Source organism: Mucilaginibacter sp. SMC90 (assembly GCF_022811725.1).
Classification (GTDB): Bacteria; Bacteroidota; Bacteroidia; order Sphingobacteriales; family Sphingobacteriaceae; genus Mucilaginibacter.
On record NZ_CP094527.1, the window covers coordinates 4767804 to 4785578 of the forward strand.

Genomic DNA, 17775 nt, shown 5'->3' on the forward strand with positions numbered 1-17775 from the left:
TACAGATCGGACATGCATTGGCGACGAGATTGCCACGCTTCGCTCGCAATGACATTTTTTATTTATCCTTTCAACATCAGTACCTGCCATCACCCGTGAAAAACACACCTACCTAAACAACTGTTACCTTTACTCCTTTTTCTTCCAGCATATTGAGCATTGCCGGACTAATACCATTATCCGTTATAATTTCATTGATCTGATCTAATGAACAGATCTTCGCTAATCCCCGCTTACCAAATTTAGTGCTATCGGCCAATACAATAGTAGTTTGGGCGGCATTGATCATTTTTTGGTTAAGGCGAGCTTCGGATAAATTAGTTGTGGTGAGCCCTATTTCGGGGTCAATGCCATCTACCCCTAAAAACAACACGCCGCACAGCATATCATCCAGCATTAATTCGGCGTAATTGCCGGTTACCGACGACGAGGTGTTTCGCATTTGCCCGCCTAATTGAACTATATCAACCTGCGGGTGCTGCAAAAGTTCAAGGGCTACGGGCAGGGCTGCGGTAACTACCGTAAGGTGCCTGTTAGGCTGCATGGCACGGGCAAGGGCAAGCATGGTAGTACCTGATGCTATAATAACCGAATCATTAGTATCTATCCTAACGGCGGCTTCAGCAGCGATCTTTCCTTTTTCCGGCCCGTTCAGCTTCTCCTTTTCGGCTACCGGCCGGTCATTAGCATAAGGATTGGTTTTGCTTGCACCACCGTGCGTTCTGAAAAGCAGATTTTTATCCTCTAAAAGTTTCAGATCCTTTCGAATAGTGACCTCCGAAACGTTTAACTCGCCACTCAGGTCCTGCACATTAACAAAACCATCTGTTTCAACTTTTTGCAGGATAAATTTATGCCGGTCGGTATTTTTACTCATAACTGCTAAATTAAACAGAAAAACTGATTGATATATTTTGAACAGCCCACTACCCTTCTCATTCATCAAAAGTAATCAAATAAAATTATTTAAACTTTCATTTAGTTTTATTTTATTTCGATTTTATATATTTGAATAAATATCGAAATAAAATGAATCATTTTACAAGAGAAGCCAATGTCGCTCACCTTAGCAATGCCGAAAAGATCTGGGACCTTGTTATCATAGGCGGAGGTGCCACAGGCCTTGGTGCTGCTGTCGACTCAGCTTCACGCGGCTTCTCTACATTATTACTGGAGCAAGCCGATTTTGCCAAAGGCACCTCGAGTCGTGCTACCAAATTAGTGCATGGCGGCGTTCGATATTTAGCGCAGGGTGATATAGGACTTGTGCGGGAGGCCCTACGTGAGCGGGGATTACTATTAAAAAACGCCTCTCATCTTGTAAAAAACGAAAGTTTTATCATCCCCAATTACACCTGGTGGGATGGCGTTTTTTATACTATAGGCTTAAGTATTTATGATATCCTTGCAGGCAAGCTAAGCTTTGGCCGGGCAAAACATATTTCCAAAAAAGAAATCACAAAACGCTTACCCGGCATACAGCAAAAAGGGCTGCATGGCGGCGTTGTTTACCATGACGGGCAATTTGATGATTCCCGCTTAGCCATCAATCTTGCCCAAACGGCTATTGAGCAAGGCGCAACCCTGCTCAATTACTTTAAAGTAACCGGATTAACCAAAGATGCTACCAATAAAATCACAGGCGTAAAAGCCGTTGATACAGAAACCGGTACCTATTATCAATTAAAAGCAAAAACAGTAATTAATGCTACCGGTGTTTTTGTTGATGATGTGCTTAAGATGGACATGCCCGAAAAGAAACCAATGGTGAGGCCAAGCCAGGGCGTACATCTTGTGCTCGATCTTTCATTTTTACCGGCAGAAGATGCGCTGATGATCCCAAAAACGGAAGACGGACGCGTACTTTTTGCCGTTCCGTGGCATGAGAAATTATTAATAGGCACCACCGACACCCCCATCGATTCGCATAGTCTTGAACCGGTAGCGTTAGATGAGGAGATAGACTTTATACTAAGAACTGCAGGCAAATACCTAACTAAAGCGCCTGCCCGTGCCGATGTTTTAAGCGTTTTTGCAGGCTTACGCCCACTCGCCGCTCCGCAAGATGGGTCATCAAAAACCAAGGAGATTTCCCGGAGCCATAAATTGATTGTTTCCGACTCCGGCTTAATTACCATAACCGGGGGCAAGTGGACCACCTATCGCAAAATGGCCGAGGATATTGTTAACCAGGCTATCAAAACCGGCCAACTCAAAAACAGTTCCTGCAAAACTGAATCTTTGTCCATTCACGGCAACAGGCCAAATCCCGACCGTACAAATCCTATGTTTGTTTATGGAACCGACATCGGGAAAATTCGGGATCTATATAATGAAAATCCCGATTGGAAAAACACTGTTCATCCCGATAGCAGCTATACCAAAGGCGAGGTGATCTGGTCGGTACGGAATGAGATGGCGCGTACTGTTGAGGACATCCTGGCCCGGCGTACCCGGGTATTATTTTTAAACGCGCGCCTGGCTACAGAAATGGCACCGGAAGCGGCCCGCCTCATGGCGGGCGAACTTGGAAAAGATGCAGCCTGGGAACAAGAACAAATTAAAGCCTTTAACGAAACAGCAAAAAATTATATACTAACACCTCATTAAAATCAGCAAATTTAATGTGATATTCAATTAATAAACCAAGGTAAACCAAACCAAATTATGCAGGAATATATTTTAGCGCTCGACCAGGGCACTACCAGTTCGCGGGCAATAATTTTTGATCACGCGGGCAAGATCATTACTTCGGCGCAAAAAGAATTTAAACAATACTTCCCTAAACCCGGCTGGGTTGAGCACGACCCTAATGAGATTTGGGCAGGCCAGATCTCGGTAGCCGTGGAAGCTATCGCCAAAGCAGGATTAGGCGGCGGCAATATTAAAGCCATTGGTATAACAAACCAACGCGAAACTACCATAGTATGGAACCGAAAAACCGGAGAACCTATTCATAATGCCATTGTTTGGCAGGACAGGCGTACCGCTACTTTTTGCGATGAGCTAAAGCAAGGCGGACACAGTGATATGATCAGGGATAAAACCGGCCTTGTGATTGATGCCTACTTTTCAGGCTCTAAAATAAAATGGATCCTGGATAACGTTGAAGGTGCAAGGGCGCAGGCCGAAGCAGGTGAGCTTGCCTTTGGCACGGTTGATACCTGGCTGATCTGGCAGTTAACCCGCAGTGAAGTACACGCCACAGATGTAACCAATGCCGGCCGTACCATGCTGTTCAACATCCGTACACAACAATGGGACGATGAACTGCTGCAGCTATTCAATATTCCTAAAAGCATACTACCCGATGTAAAGCAATCAAGTGAATTATATGGCCATACCGCCAACAACATATTTGCGCAAAGGATCCCGATTGCGGGCATAGCCGGCGATCAGCATGCAGCTTTGTTTGGGCAGATGTGCATTGATAAGGCAATGGTTAAAAACACTTATGGCACAGGTTGTTTTATGCTGATGAACATTGGCCACGAGTTTATTAAATCAAAAAACAACCTGCTTACCACCATTGCCTGGAAAATAAACGGCGAGATCAGCTATGCCTTTGAAGGCAGTATTTTTATAGGCGGCGCAGTGGTTCAATGGCTGCGCGACGGGCTGGGCATTATTAAAACATCAGCAGATATTGAAAAGCTGGCTACATCGGTAAAAGATACAGCAGGCGTTTACTTTGTGCCTGCATTTGCAGGTTTAGGGGCCCCCTACTGGGACCCTGAAGTACGCGGGGCTATAGTTGGCTTAACCAGAGGCGCTACTGCTGCTCACATTTCAAGGGCGGCGCTGGCCTCAATTGCTTACCAAACAATGGATGTACTAAAAGCCATGGAGGCCGATGCAGGCATGGAAATAAAAGAATTGCGCGTTGATGGCGGTGCAACAGCAAATAACCTGCTGATGCAATTTCAATCAGATGTATTAAACTGCAAAGTGATCCGGCCTGAAGTTACCGAAACTACTGCGCTTGGTGTGGCTTATATGGCCGGGCTGGCCGTAGGCTATTGGAAAGATATAACGGAAATTCAACAACTATGGGCAGCCGAGTCCGAATTTAAACCCAGCGATGAGCTGGAAGAGGTAAAAACCGGAATTGCAGGCTGGAAACGTGCTGTAGGTACAGCGCAGTGCTGGTCAAACTCCGGTCATCCTATATCTTCTATTTAATATAACCATTAAAACCATTTAAATATGTCTCCATTTGTAGCCGAACTGATAGGTACTATGCTTATGATATTATTAGGCGATGGCGTAGTGGCTAACGTAGTTTTAAAAGACACCAAAGGAAACAACGGTGGATGGATAGTGATCACCACCGCCTGGGGCCTGGCTGTTTTTGTAGGTGTAGTTGTTGCAGGGCCATATAGCGGGGCGCACCTTAACCCTGCAGTAACCATAGCACTTGCTATTGCAGGTAAGTTTGCATGGGCAAATGTAATACCCTACATTATTGCCCAGTTTACAGGTGCCTGTATTGGCGCGTTTTTAGTTTGGATAATGTACTACGATCATTTTAAGCGCACTAATGATCCGGCCTCTATATTGGCTGTATTTTGTACCGGCCCCGCTGTACGTAATTATATTTCCAATATCGCCAGTGAAGTGATAGGTGCTTTCGTGTTGCTGTTTACTATTTTCTATATAGCAGGGGCCGAAATTACGCCGGCAAAAACCCCAATAGGTCTCGGTTCTATCGGTGCAATACCTGTGGCCTTATTGGTTTGGGTGATCGGCTTGTCGCTGGGTGGTACTACCGGTTATGCCATCAACCCCGCCCGCGATCTTGGGCCGCGCTTAATGCATATGCTCTTACCGATAAAAGGCAAAGGAACAAGCGATTGGGCCTATGCCTGGATCCCCGTTATCGCTCCTTTGATCGGAGCCTCTATTGCTGCGATAGTATATCTATCGGTTAAGTAATTAGTAACCAAACTCCATAATTATTTTCCCGCAAAGGCGCTAAGCCGCAAAGGTTTCTTCTTTGATCCTTTGCGTGCTTATTATAACCCAGACTTACGAAGTTTTAAAAACCTCGTAAGTCTTCACCCGCTTTAAATTTCCTCCTTCCACCCTTAAAATCCCCCTCTGTTCATTTCGTTCCTTTTGTGCTTTTAATATATAGCGTGTTCAAGTTGTTCATTTAATTAAAACTTAAGTAAAGAGCTAACAGGAATACAATTATCGCGATCAAAAACAACCAGAATATGTAGATTTATTTTCCCATAATGGGATTTTTAGTAGAAAACAATCAACAATAGTATCAAAAATAAACCTGGCCGGCTTAACAAAAATTGAGCCATTGAATTTTATCTTTTTGTAAACTATGTTTTACAATCTGTATCCTGGTTTTAGATACCGGCTTTCAACAAAAGTGCGACACAGCTACTTAGTGTATTTTTTACAACCTACGTTTTTACCATCTGTAAAGTTTTCATTTTCCCGATTACACACTTTACTCCCCATTGTTTTAAACTCCCTTCAGCGCAAAGAGAGCCCCTCCGGCATGGCTTTCCTTTTGCAACCTATACTTCAAAAAACACAACATTAACCCGGTTTCAATCAATAACGGCTGTCCCCCGGCCGCATTGATTAAACTTTTAAGCAAGACAGGCTGGCACACATTGCAAGTCTTGCCAACATGCGTAAAAACACATGAAATTTATTACTTTACTGGTGATAGGATGCCTGTTGCCGTACTTTGCCCTGCGCTTAAAAGCACAGGAGGGGGAGCCTGTATTAATTGAGGATTTTGGATCTGGAACAGCCCAGATAGGTCCTGAAATTGGCGACGGCGATTTTTCAACTACCTATAACTACATCCCATCGCAACCGGGCGAAGGCAGTTATACTATTGCCAGCTCAACCGCCGGCATGTACCCTGAATCGTGGTTGCAAACAGGCAATCATACGCCAGGGCAAACCAATGGCTATATGATGATAGTTGATGCTACCAATAGCATCGATGAGTTTTATAAAAGAACAGTTAAAACACTATGTCCGGGTACTACGTATCGTTTCAGTGTATATGTACTGAATTTAATGAGGCAAGGCGGCATCAAACCAGATATTACTTTCTCTGTAACTACTTCACTCGAAACTAAAATAAATCACACCGGCCCTATCGATAACGGCCAGGGCTGGCTGGAGTATAATATCACCTTCAGTACACCACCAACGGGTGGCGATGTAACCATAAAAATGACCAATAACGCAAATGGCGGTTATGGCAATGATGTGGCTTTGGATGATATTTCGCTACGTCCTTATGGCCCTGCACTTACTACCTATTTCGGAAACGATAAAACAGCAATTACAGCACAGGGATGTGCCGATGCTAATAAGGTTTATACATTAAATGTTATTAGTGCATCAGATTTGCCATATGCAAACCCTATTTATCAGTGGCAGGTAAATACATTAAACGGATGGATAAATATTCCCGGGGCGGTATTAGCATCCTATCCGCTTCATCAGCCTGCCATTGCAGGTAATTATCAATATAGGGCACTGGTTGCTCAACAAGGTAACATTAATTCGCCGCAGTGCAGGCTAATCTCGTCGCCTGTAACCTTAAGTATTGTTAACCCTGAGCCTGTTACTGCAACAGCGAGCTCGCCTGTTTGCCCCGGCGAAAACATTTATCTTACAGCATCTGCAGGCGACAGCTATAGCTGGACAGGCCCAAACAGCTTCACATCTACCCAACAAAGCCCCGTAATAAGTAGCGCATCCGCGGCTATGGCCGGTCAATATCGCGTTACGGTGTTCAAAAACGGATGCCCGGGCGTATCGCCCGCCGTTACTGTAAATGTTAATGCTCCTGTAATTGCAAATGCGGGTGACAATCAAATGATTTGCAAAGGCGATAAAACACAGCTTCATGCCACTGGCGGAATGTCATATAAATGGTATCCTACAGCCGGTTTATCCAATCCCAATATTGCTAATCCGCTGGCCTCGCCCGACGTTACTACTACTTACACAGTTGAAGTAACCTCTAACGATTGTAAAGCCAAAAGTTCGGTAACCTTAACGGTAAATCAAGGCCCCGGAGCTTATGCCACCGCCACACGCGAAGTTATTAAAGGTGAAAAGATCCAGCTTCACGCCCAGGTAAGCGGAGAAAATGTATCCTATTACTGGACACCTAATGAAAACATCAGCAATGCTTCCTCCTTAGAGCCCTTTGTATTTCCAAGCAGTAACATTACTTATATTTTGCATGTACTGCAACCCGGCTCATGCAACCTGGAATCAAAAGCCGCTGTTGAGGTAAAAGTAATTGACAAGTTTATCATCCCTAATACCTTTACCCCCAATAATGACGGCATAAATGACACTTGGCAAATAGACGCACTCGGAGCTTACGATAATGCCATAACACAGGTTTTTAATCGCTACGGAACTATAGTTTACAATGCCAAGGGCTACACAAAGGCATGGGACGGAACATATAACGGCCGCAGGCTACCTCCGGGGACTTATTATTACAAAATCGACCTTAAAAACGGTACCATTTATTCGGGTTGGGTGCAAATCATTGGCTGATTACTTTTGATCAAAGATATTTTTGTCCCATTTCCTGAACTCGTAATATTTGCTTTTAGGTTCGCCGGTAAAGCCATTAATACCTTTTTTGCGCGGAAGATAGTAAGCATGAATGTAGATGAACGGAACAACAAACAGGGATAAAGAAGCCATAGCAATGGTTCGTCCGAAATATATAGAAATAGCGATAACTATTACCAGCGTGAGAATATATTTACCAACCCGGCGTACAACAGGCGTACGCTCTTCAAAATGGCCAAAAATGATATTGCCCAGCGCGTAAATGATGCTTACTACGGCTACCTCAAACCAAAGAGACGCTGTTGCCCACATATTTCAGGAGATTGGTTTGTATAAAAATACAAACAGGAGCTTTCATTTCCTATTTGTCCATTTCATTTTGCAGCGAAATAAGCACTGGTTGGAAAGCAAGTTTACGATTACGAAACTCCGCTGGAGTCCAATATCTCTTAAAATTTTGTCTATAAACACGTAGCCTCTCTGAGGCCGCCTGGCAGACCAGCAATTTTTATTATGCTATAAACACGAGGCCCCGATGGGAGCCTCGTGTTTATAACAATAAGAGCATGTTTTCCGGCTCCGTAGGTGCCTCGTGTTGAAATTTCAGGTCGATAAATTTTGTGGGGTAACTTAAACTCGCAAAGAGCCCTGAGGTTCACCTTATTCTAACCATCTACAAGGATACTCACGGCAGCGAATTTGCATGGCGTATACATCAGGGCCCTCTGCGAGAGACCCTGATGGGAGTTTAAAGGAAAAACTTAGCGTCTTTGCGCCTTTGCGCGAAATCATTATTCTGCCTATTGCAGCAAAGCCTTAATCTTATTAAAGATCTCTGTATTACTATAAACCCCTCTAAAATCTAAAGAATGAGGCCCGTAGCTAAATACAGGAACCGGGGTGCCTGTATGATCGTTGGTGCTGAAATCGCCCCATACATAGCCATTGTTAATGCTGCCATCCAACAGTGTTAAACCTCCTGTTTCGTGATCAGCAGTAACAATTACCAGGGTTTCACCATCTTCGTCGGCAAACTTCAGGGCGTCGCCAACCACACGGTCAAAATCGCTATTTTCTGTGATCACTTGTTTCAGGTTATTGGCATGCCCCCCGTGATCAATCTGCGATCCTTCAATCATCATAAAAAAACCTTTGGGCGCATTCTTAAATACCTGCGTTACTTTGTTAAATGCCAACGGCAAATAGTTTCCCCTACCCGCCATTTTCGGACGGGTTACACTGTCATCCATCAGGCCCAGGATCTTGGGAGCAGAACTATTCAAAAACTCGTCGAAATTACGCACAACAGTGTACCCTCTCTTTTTCATTTTATCAACGGCAGTTTCCCCGTTAACAGGTTGCGTAAAATCTTTATAAGCTGAACCTAAAAAGATATCTACGGGCGAAGATGTAATTTGACTGGCGATGGCCACCGAGTGGCTACGCTCCAGATCATGCGCATAAAAAGCTGCCGGAGTTGCATCTGTTAATTCGCAAACAGCAATATCCGCCACTTTTTTACCGGCTTCGGCGCTGTAATCGGCTAATGATTTCAACGGTTTGCCTGTCGGATCAACACCGATAGCCCTGTCGTTAGTTTTTTGGCCCGATGCAAATGCAGTAGCACCCGCCGCCGAATCGGTGATGTAAGCATCGGCAGAGTTGGTTATTGAAAACCCAATGTTAAGCATTTGAAAGATATTCAGCTGCCCGCGGTTGGCGGTATAGGTTGAGTAGATCTGCGACAAGCCCATTCCATCGCCAATACAAAGTATAATATTCTTCACTTTTTTAACCGTACCATCCGCTTTATAAGTTGGCTTATAAATAACATAAGGTTGCGGCGCAGTGTATTCGCTCGTGGGCTTTTTGTTCAGAAAATCGCCAAGCTCTTCTATTTTATCTGTCCCAATTACATCTACACCTAAACGGATAAGAGCCAGCCAGCTGCTTTTAGTATCAGGTGTTTCCCAAAAACGGATCTTTTTACCGGCATTATGTACGCTGTCTATACCCGCTTTTACCCTGGCAATTTCTTCATTATTTAGTACACCTTTACCATTCCAGTGCATGTATTTGCCAAAAGGAAAACTAACCAGGCCAATTTTTTTCCATTGCTCAGGTGTAAAGCCATCCATGTGATCAACATCAAATGAGATCCATGCAGGGTAATTAGTCATTTCGGCACCGGGCGGCACTGCACCGGTCATCACTATCGATAACCTACCCGGGTGACCATCATAAGCGAAGTACTGCTCCAATGGTTTCAGTTCTTTAATTACTAATGGCAACACCGCTTTATAGTCTTCCTTGATCTCGATGAGCAGCCTTAAGTGACGTTGTGGGTCGCGTTTTAACTTTTCAACCAGTGGATCAATATATAAAGCCTTCAATGACCGTTTGGCATCGATTTCCTTTTTATCATGAGCTACCATAAGTTGCCCGTTAACGGCATAACAATCTGCCTCTATAGAGCCAAAACCTTTTTCATAGGCACGAAAAAAAGGAATATTGTTCTTGTAATCATTGTGGGAATGCGCATCGGCCACAGTGTAGTTTTTAACCTGTGCATTAGCCGTCAAACCGGCGTTTGCAAGCAGTGCCGCAAGCGTAATAATGGTAGTACTTTTCTTCATTTGATATAGATATAGCAAAACCGGGCAAAACCCGCTTTATAGTTTTTAACTGCCTGCAGACCTGCATTTGCTTAAGCCTCCGGGGTTACCTGAATGTACTCGGCAGGATTGGCCAAACACCATCTTTTGCAGTGTCAAAGTTACAAGCTTTCTGCACAACTGAGCCACACGAGCCCTGTACAGGTCTTTATATAAAACCTCATGCATCTCAACCCAGCCAACGGGGTTAAAATTACAACCAATTCACCGGCTTGAAAATCCAATGCGGCGGCAGTGACCCTGGTTTAGCAAAGGCATATAACTGATCGGTTTAAAACCTGCCTGTATGCAAGCCTGATAAAAAGACGATTTCATTACTTCACCTGCACAACCTCAAAAACTCCGCCCCCCGCCGAATGATGCCCACATGGGATACTTTTATGGCGCCAAAGTAAAAACACAGATGTTAAGCTAAATTTAAGCCTATATTAATGCTTCAAAAAACACAAGCGGCAAGTTACTTTGGTGAAGAAATGATTTTGATCTTTTAAATAAAACCCTACCTTTGCAATTCATCTGATGATTTACAGATATGAGTAAAATTATTAAAAGATCACTGGCCGAAGAAATTGCCGAGAAATTAAAAGAGCAAATAGGAAGCGGCCATTATCAAATAAATGATAAGTTACCTACCGAGCCTGAATTAATGGCCGAGTTTGGGGTTGGTCGCTCAAGTATCCGCGAAGCAACCAAAAGCCTGGTACAATCAGGCCTGCTCAGGATCCAGCAGGGCGCAGGAACTTTTGTGGAGCGCGCAACTATCAATCCGGAGCCGATGGATGCCCGCATAAGACGTGCACGATCACAGGATGTTGACGAAGTAAGACAGCTACTGGAGATGAAAATAGCTGAAAAAGCCGCTATAAATCGCTCACAAAAGGATATACTTACAATGAAAGGCTACTTAGAAGACCGAAAAACAACCGCCGAAGCCGGGCTATTAGAGGCATGTATCGACGCCGATGTTAAATTTCATATCGCCATTGCCAATGCTTCAAAAAATGAAATCCTGAGCGATCTTTACAAAACAGCAGCCGTTCATTTAAAAAATTGGTTTACCGAAATACATCCGGATACACGGAGCTTTATCGAAACCCAGCACCTTCATGAAAGACTGCTGAAAAATATCCTCGACTGTGATTCAAAACAGGCGTGGAATACTGTTATCGAAATTCATCAGCATTAAATTTTTTCACAAAATTCATCTGATGTTATAATGTTTTAATTTAATCTACAACCAATGGAATCTACTTCACCCACAATTACTACCTCCGAGCCTAAAAAATTGGTTCAGCAAACTGTGTATTCAATTTTGTTTACGATAAGCCTGGCCCATTTTATTAATGATATGCTGCAATCGGTTATACCGTCCATATATCCGCTTATCAAACAACGCTTCAGCCTTAATTTCACTCAAATTGGGCTAATTACTTTTACTTATCAAATTACCGCCTCTATTTTACAGCCTTTTGTGGGGCTTTACACCGATAAAAAACCTAAACCATACTCACTTGCAGCTGGCATGGGCTTTACCTTATCGGGATTATTGCTGGCTTCTTTTGCCGGTAGTTTTTATATTATGCTGATAGCTGTAAGCCTTATCGGAATAGGTTCGTCAATATTTCATCCGGAGTCGTCACGAGTGGCGCATTTGGCCTCGGGCGGCAAAAAGGGATTGGCCCAATCTATTTTTCAACTGGGCGGAAATGCGGGTAGTGCTGTAGGCCCACTGCTGGCAGCCCTTATCGTAATCCCTTATGGCCAATCAAATGTAATATGGTTTTGCCTGATTGCCCTTGCCGGAATAGTGGTATTACTCCGCATAGCTAAATGGTATGCCGAACATTTAAGCCTTAAAGCAAAAAATAAAAATATTAAAGAAGGAGTACACCTCAACCTCTCAAAAAGAAGAGTAATATTCTCATTAATTGTATTACTGGTTCTTATCTTCTCCAAATATTTTTACCTGGCCAGCATCACCAGTTATTATACATTTTTCCTGATCAGTAAATTTCATTTAAGCATTCAGCAATCGCAAATTTACTTGTTTATGTTTTTAGGCTCAGTAGCAGCGGGAACGCTTTTTGGCGGGCCGCTGGGCGATCGCTTTGGCCGCAAATACATCATCTGGATCTCGATATTAGGGGTAGCCCCATTCACCATGCTCCTCCCTTATGTATCGCTGTTTTGGACAGGCGTTCTATCAGTATTTATCGGTCTGATCCTTTCGTCGGCATTTTCAGCTATTTTAGTTTATGCCACTGAGCTGGTTCCGGGAAAAGTTGGATTGATAGCCGGTTTATTCTTCGGCCTGGCATTTGGAATGGGCGGCTTGGGATCAGCCGTTTTAGGAAAGGTGGCCGATATGACCAGTATCAACTATGTATTTAAAATCTGTGCTTATTTGCCGTTGATTGGCATTTTCACTGGCTTATTGCCCAATATTGAAGCGAAGAGGGCGGTTAGTTAAAGCTGTTATTTTCGCGCTCGTTTGAAACGAGCGCAAGAGGAAAAATTAAAATGGGTCATGTTGAGCTTGTCGAAGGATAATGGGCAGGGCCTCTGCGCACGAGTCTTAGACAGACTCAAACTGACCAACCCTTTTTTGTCATTTCACCTTCAGGGGGCGCTGGATTTAAACACTCATCATAACACGCATCTGCACCTAAAGACTTACGAAGTTTTAAAAACTTCGTAAGTCTGGTTTTTCAAATAAGCTATTGCCCTAACTCCCTTACCCAAATATTGCGATAACTGATAGGCTCGCTTTTATCACCGTGGGCCTGCAGTTTTATAGGCGAAGCACCATGCTTACGATATTCGGGCTTGCCGATGTACGGGGTATCTCCTATCAATGAAGTATTGTTTTGCACCAGCACACCATTATGCAGCACTGTAGCCCGTGCAGCCGACTTTAGCGAACCATCCTCGTTGAACCTCGGCGCGGTCCAGATCACATCATAGGTTTGCCATTCGCCTGGCTTACGGCAGGCATTTGCCAGTGGAATAGCCTGTTTATACAAACTGCCCACCTGGCCATTAACATAAGTCTTGTTATTATAATTGTCAAGTACTTGCAGCTCATAACCACCGGCCCCCCAGGGCAATGCTGCCAAAAAAATACCGCTATTACCACGCGCTTGCCCGCTGCCGGTTATGTTTGAAGGGATCCGGTATTCGATATGCAACTGGAAATCCATGAACTTACGCCTGGTTTGAATATCGCCGGCTGTTTTATCAACGGTGATTATTTTACCCGCCACGTTCCATTTATGGTTTGAGGTAGAATCATTGGTAGCAACCCATTCATCAAGGTTTTTACCATCAAACAAAATAATAGCATCTGATGGAGCATCGCCCGGGATTTTACCGGGCGTAACCACAGCTGGCACCGGCGACCAGATCTCGGTATCTTCCGGCTTAGCATTTTGCTGCGCGAATGTTACCAATGAACTCCCCGCTAACATGGCGGTGAAAATAAGTTTGCGTTTCATTGAACTTTATATAAAAACATTAACATCTTAAACAATAATTAACCTATAGCTTTTAGCTTTCTGCCTTCAGCTTTAAGCCTTACTTAGCCAGCGATTTGATCCATAAAGCAATCTTACGGGCATCTTCTTTTGGCACCTGCGGCATAGGCGGCATCGGTGTTGAATAATCGGGCCAGTGTTCAGGCTTAGGGCTATGGATAAGTTGAATCAATTCGGCTACGCTATACTTACGTTTAGCCACATCCACGTAAGCCGGGCCAACCTGCCTCTTTGTAGCATTATGGCATGACAGGCACGTGTTTTTCAATAAGATCGGCTGTATCTCGGCATAAGTAGGTATCGCATTTGCGGGTGCAGCGGGTTTAACTGCCGGGCCTTTCTTACCAGCAACACCTTTCCTGACGTTTACAGAAGCCGTTGCTTTAGCCGAGTTAACTGTACTCACTTCATTCATCGAAAGTTTTTGCCCTTCGGGAATGTTATTTAATGTGTAGTAGGCTGTTGGATGCACCAGGTTAAAATAGTTCTCTTTATCACGCATGGCGGCCAGTGTAATAGTGTGGATATAATACCTGCGCAGGTTATTCACTATCAGGCGCGCCTTCAACCCATCTTCTGATACCTTAACACCTGCTATCGGGCATTTTTCGGTATTTACAGGTGGACTGCCATATACGCCATGATATTTATAGATATAACTTTCTACAGAATATGAAGCAATATCTTCGGCCACTTTTTTATCAACCGGCCTGGTAAATTCTATCTCGAAACCATCGGGCATAGCGCGGATAGCACGCATCTCAAACGGAACTTTATTATTCCATACCAAACGCTGCAAACCCATGGTAGCCTCGCCTGCCGATCCCCAGCCACGATTGGTTTCGCCGGTAGCCAATGAACCGTCAGGCAACCAGGCCAGCCTTACTATACCCGACTGAAACCCACTCCTGAAAGCCCATGCAGCTCCCTGGTATTCGCCGTTAACTTTTTCTAAAAAGATCCTGTCTATCATACTTTGCCCCTGGTCGCACACCAATAATTGTCCGGCAAATGGTCCAAATGCACCTTCCGGGATCTTAACAATTTCTGAGTTGGAAATTCCCAGGATACCATGAGGTAACCAAACGGCTGGCAACTGCAATTCCGGAATTTCTTTTTTTGCTTCAAATTCGGTTTTGAACTTTTCATTAACCACATCCTGCGGTTTTACAGGTTGACCGTCTTTGTCAAACTCTATCCGCGGATTATTTTTAGCAAAAAACTGTTCGGAAGTGAGCTTAAGCGGTGAATTAGGCAAACGTGTCCAAACCAGACTTGAAGGATGCCCCATGAACGCACCTTTTTTAATAGGCATAATACTGCCCGATCCAACCCAGTCGCCCTGGTTATCTGAATACCACAGTTCGCCGTCAATCATACTGATACCACAAGGGGAACGAAAACCGGCCGCCCATGGTGTAACCGTACCATCTTCTTTAATATTTAAAGCCCAGCCGCGGTAAGGCACAAAGCTTTTCGGATGCCACCAATCGGGCGGGAAGCCAAGGTTCAGGGTTACAAAAAATGAACCATCAGGCGCTATTTTAGGCCCGAAACTGTATTCATGATAATTGCCGGATAGCGGCCAAGCGTAAATAGTTTCAAAAACGTCGGCCTTGCCATCCATGTTGGTATCAACCAGCTTGGTAAGCTCACCCCGCTGAACCACATATAAAGCACCATCCTTCCATGCAGCTCCTAATACCTCATGTAGTCCGGAAGCAAACTTGCGGAAAAAAGGATGTTGCCCCGTTGGATTTTCGACCATAAATATATCGCCGCGCCGGGTGGTTACCGCCAAAGTGCCATTGGGCAGCGTACATAAGCCCCCAACTTCCAATATGGTACCTTCGGGCGCAGGCACTTTCATGATCTTAAAAAAATCATCCTCTTTAGGCGATTCGGCCTGGGCAAAGGTATTTTTGATATCGCTTAACAGCGCGATAATGACAAGCGTAAATAAAAACGTGCCCCTGTTTATCATTTGTTTTAAAGTATTGTTCATGATCAAGGCAGCTTAAAAAATGATGGAATAGGTTAATTTCTTTTGGATCGGAATGATAAGCTCCTGCTTCCCTCCCGCTTCACGAACAACTGGTTTTGCTCCCGCTGCATCATCAATACGGATATAGTAGGATTTATCATCAACTGCATATAACCCGTTGCCCAGTGTTTCGATGTTACCCGAAGCCAGATGATAAAACAGGCCGTTTACATCGTTGGAAAGAGTTATTTCCCGGCGGATGCCTTGCCCCTTTTCTATTACACTACTGGCATCATTTACCGAGGTTCCATAAATATTGTACTTAAACGCCGGAACATCATCTGCATTTAAAACATAGCCTTTAGGTTTGTACCCGGTACCCGCAGTATCCAACGCCCAGGCTGCATTTGCATCGCCGAGTTTTTCAATTGCAGGTACAGGTTTGCCGAGGTATTGAACAGAGCCGGCCGGGCGGGATGAACCATCACCCCTGTCATGCCACATGGGGGTTGCATCCAAAAATCCACCCCGCCAGATTTGTACTATCATTCCTTTATCAAGATCATAGGTATAGTGCAGCAATTCAGGACTTCCCACATTTACACCGTGAGTAACCCGGATACCGCCCGGTAAATCGGAAAAGCTTCGTAAAACGGTATTTGAAGCAGCGTTGATCAAAATAGGATCAACAGGATCATTGTTACTAACATTACCATCGCTCAATAGATACTCGCGAATACCGGGCCCTGCTACCGTAAGCCCTAAAGCCGGTTTAGCCCAATCAACAGTTTTTGAGTAGAGGAGTTCAAACGGATGATCTCCGGGTTGGAGTTGAATTTGACCGCCTCCCTTGTTCTCAGCCAATGCAACAGCATCAGCGCCGTTAATACGGAATAAACCTTTACCCCCGGGTACACTCAGTTTAAAAGAATATTCGCCAGCTTCTTTAATCTGGATACTACCGGCATAGCGGATTAAAAAATCATTATTTAGCTTGCTTTGATTCGATGATAACACAGGCGAGGTCCCCTCAGATTCCGGTTTTAACTTTTTATAAGCATCGCCTTTAATATCTCCGCCTTTATAAACCCAATATTTCAAGCCCGTAAGCGTTGGATGTGGCTTATCATAACTGGTTATCCTGATATTACGAAAAGCAACCGGCCCATGATCGCCCTGCAAACGCAGCGGACCGGTCACCGCTTCTTTATTATCAAAAGCCCCGCGTGTTGGCCCGGCAAGCTCTACATTATCCTGGATCAAAACGCCATTAAGCCATATATAAAGTACTTTGGCGTTACTGATCTTTTGGCCGTTGTTGTCAAAGCGTGGTGCCTGAAACGAAATTTTAATATGCTGCCATAGTCCCGGCGCGCGGCTGGCGTTTTGCCTTGGCGCATGGCCATCATACCCTTGTAGCCCTTCTGGCTTACTATCGTCCCAGCGCTCATAAATACCGCCGTTATCGCCCGATTTGGGATTTATTGTGCCCCAGCTATCCAGCAGCTGAATTTCATATCGCCCTTGCAGATAAATACCCGAATTTGAACCTTTTGCCATCATATAATCAAGCTCAAGATCGGCATCGCCATAAACTGTTTTGGTATACAAATCTTTTGCCCCTTTTTTACCGGGCAGGTTTACGAGGATCCCGTTGCCATCTTTAACGGTCAAAACCTCATCCTGTACAATATCAGCCTGTGCATTAGCTGCTAATTTCCAGTTTGAAGATGGATTATCGAAAAAAGTCAGATCGTTAAGAGGGATAGTGTTTTGCGCTTTAAGTTGCTGGCAACCCAGCAGGCAAACACATGCTATCCAAAACTTTTTCCGGCCGAAGAGTTTAGGAGATTGATTGAAGCAATGCATTGATTTTTAATTATAATATGGTTTATTGGTTAAGGCGCATAATAATGTCGGCCTTACATTTGTAATGCAAGATAAATAATTTACGCAATCGATTACGAATAATATTTTATCAATACCTGATTTTATTTTC

Annotated in this window: 12 protein-coding genes; 6 read left to right on the plus strand and 6 right to left on the minus strand. The window is 44.2% G+C overall.

What is annotated here, in order from left to right:
* Window positions 1-112 precede the first annotated feature (112 nt).
* A complete protein-coding gene (locus tag MTO98_RS20035) occupies window positions 113-877 on the minus strand; it encodes a DeoR/GlpR family DNA-binding transcription regulator (protein ID WP_243480765.1) in 765 nt (254 codons plus the stop codon).
* Window positions 878-1029: 152 nt separating this feature from the next.
* Here MTO98_RS20035 and MTO98_RS20040 point away from each other — a divergent pair, with 152 nt between their 5' ends.
* The 4 genes from MTO98_RS20040 to MTO98_RS20055 all read left to right on the plus strand — a co-directional run bounded on the left by MTO98_RS20040 (window position 1030) and on the right by MTO98_RS20055 (window position 7563).
* On the plus strand, window positions 1030-2610 hold the full coding sequence (locus tag MTO98_RS20040; RefSeq protein WP_243480766.1) for a glycerol-3-phosphate dehydrogenase/oxidase: 1581 nt from the start codon (window positions 1030-1032) through the stop codon (window positions 2608-2610).
* Window positions 2611-2667: 57 nt separating this feature from the next.
* A complete protein-coding gene (gene glpK, locus MTO98_RS20045) occupies window positions 2668-4182 on the plus strand; it encodes a glycerol kinase GlpK (RefSeq protein ID WP_243480767.1) in 1515 nt (504 codons plus the stop codon).
* A gap of 24 nt (window positions 4183-4206) precedes the next feature.
* Window positions 4207-4935 carry an MIP/aquaporin family protein gene (locus MTO98_RS20050; protein WP_243480768.1) on the plus strand — a complete coding sequence of 243 codons (729 nt, stop codon included), beginning with the start codon at window positions 4207-4209 and terminating at the stop codon, window positions 4933-4935.
* A 732-nt stretch (window positions 4936-5667) separates the two neighbouring features.
* On the plus strand, window positions 5668-7563 hold the full coding sequence (locus MTO98_RS20055; protein WP_243480769.1) for a gliding motility-associated C-terminal domain-containing protein: 1896 nt from the start codon (window positions 5668-5670) through the stop codon (window positions 7561-7563).
* Here MTO98_RS20055 and MTO98_RS20060 read toward each other — a convergent pair whose 3' ends face one another.
* Both MTO98_RS20060 and MTO98_RS20065 read right to left on the minus strand, forming a co-directional pair.
* On the minus strand, window positions 7564-7896 hold the full coding sequence (locus MTO98_RS20060; protein WP_243480770.1) for a hypothetical protein: 333 nt from the start codon (window positions 7894-7896) through the stop codon (window positions 7564-7566).
* Window positions 7897-8384: 488 nt separating this feature from the next.
* Window positions 8385-10220, minus strand: coding sequence for an alkaline phosphatase (locus MTO98_RS20065; protein WP_243480771.1), 1836 nt, complete (start codon window positions 10218-10220; stop codon window positions 8385-8387).
* A 571-nt stretch (window positions 10221-10791) separates the two neighbouring features.
* Between MTO98_RS20065 and MTO98_RS20070 the strand changes: the two genes are divergently transcribed.
* Both MTO98_RS20070 and MTO98_RS20075 read left to right on the plus strand, forming a co-directional pair.
* On the plus strand, window positions 10792-11445 hold the full coding sequence (locus MTO98_RS20070; RefSeq protein WP_243480772.1) for a FadR/GntR family transcriptional regulator: 654 nt from the start codon (window positions 10792-10794) through the stop codon (window positions 11443-11445).
* 54 nt (window positions 11446-11499) lie between these two features.
* Complete coding sequence (locus MTO98_RS20075; RefSeq protein ID WP_243480773.1) at window positions 11500-12729, plus strand: MFS transporter; 1230 nt, start codon at window positions 11500-11502, stop codon at window positions 12727-12729.
* Window positions 12730-12976: 247 nt separating this feature from the next.
* On the opposite strand, the gene MTO98_RS20080 is transcribed toward MTO98_RS20075, so the two are convergent.
* The 3 genes from MTO98_RS20080 to MTO98_RS20090 form a co-directional block, all read right to left on the minus strand.
* Complete coding sequence (locus MTO98_RS20080; RefSeq protein ID WP_243480774.1) at window positions 12977-13753, minus strand: DUF1080 domain-containing protein; 777 nt, start codon at window positions 13751-13753, stop codon at window positions 12977-12979.
* A 79-nt stretch (window positions 13754-13832) separates the two neighbouring features.
* Window positions 13833-15797: a c-type cytochrome gene (locus MTO98_RS20085; protein ID WP_243480775.1), complete on the minus strand. Its 1965-nt coding sequence runs from the start codon at window positions 15795-15797 to the stop codon at window positions 13833-13835.
* Window positions 15798-15809: 12 nt separating this feature from the next.
* Window positions 15810-17645, minus strand: a complete 1836-nt coding sequence (locus tag MTO98_RS20090) for a DUF1080 domain-containing protein (protein WP_243480776.1) — start codon at window positions 17643-17645, stop codon at window positions 15810-15812.
* Between the last annotated feature and the right edge of the window lie 130 nt (window positions 17646-17775).

Coding starts and splice junctions, on each gene's coding strand:
- MTO98_RS20035 (WP_243480765.1), bottom strand. CDS start 877: ATGAGTAAAAATACCGACCGGCATAAATTTATCCTGCAAAAAGTTGAA.
- MTO98_RS20040 (WP_243480766.1), top strand. CDS start 1,030: ATGAATCATTTTACAAGAGAAGCCAATGTCGCTCACCTTAGCAATGCC.
- glpK (WP_243480767.1), top strand. CDS start 2,668: ATGCAGGAATATATTTTAGCGCTCGACCAGGGCACTACCAGTTCGCGG.
- MTO98_RS20050 (WP_243480768.1), top strand. CDS start 4,207: ATGTCTCCATTTGTAGCCGAACTGATAGGTACTATGCTTATGATATTA.
- MTO98_RS20055 (WP_243480769.1), top strand. CDS start 5,668: ATGAAATTTATTACTTTACTGGTGATAGGATGCCTGTTGCCGTACTTT.
- MTO98_RS20060 (WP_243480770.1), bottom strand. CDS start 7,896: ATGTGGGCAACAGCGTCTCTTTGGTTTGAGGTAGCCGTAGTAAGCATC.
- MTO98_RS20065 (WP_243480771.1), bottom strand. CDS start 10,220: ATGAAGAAAAGTACTACCATTATTACGCTTGCGGCACTGCTTGCAAAC.
- MTO98_RS20070 (WP_243480772.1), top strand. CDS start 10,792: ATGAGTAAAATTATTAAAAGATCACTGGCCGAAGAAATTGCCGAGAAA.
- MTO98_RS20075 (WP_243480773.1), top strand. CDS start 11,500: ATGGAATCTACTTCACCCACAATTACTACCTCCGAGCCTAAAAAATTG.
- MTO98_RS20080 (WP_243480774.1), bottom strand. CDS start 13,753: ATGAAACGCAAACTTATTTTCACCGCCATGTTAGCGGGGAGTTCATTG.
- MTO98_RS20085 (WP_243480775.1), bottom strand. CDS start 15,797: ATGAACAATACTTTAAAACAAATGATAAACAGGGGCACGTTTTTATTT.
- MTO98_RS20090 (WP_243480776.1), bottom strand. CDS start 17,645: ATGCATTGCTTCAATCAATCTCCTAAACTCTTCGGCCGGAAAAAGTTT.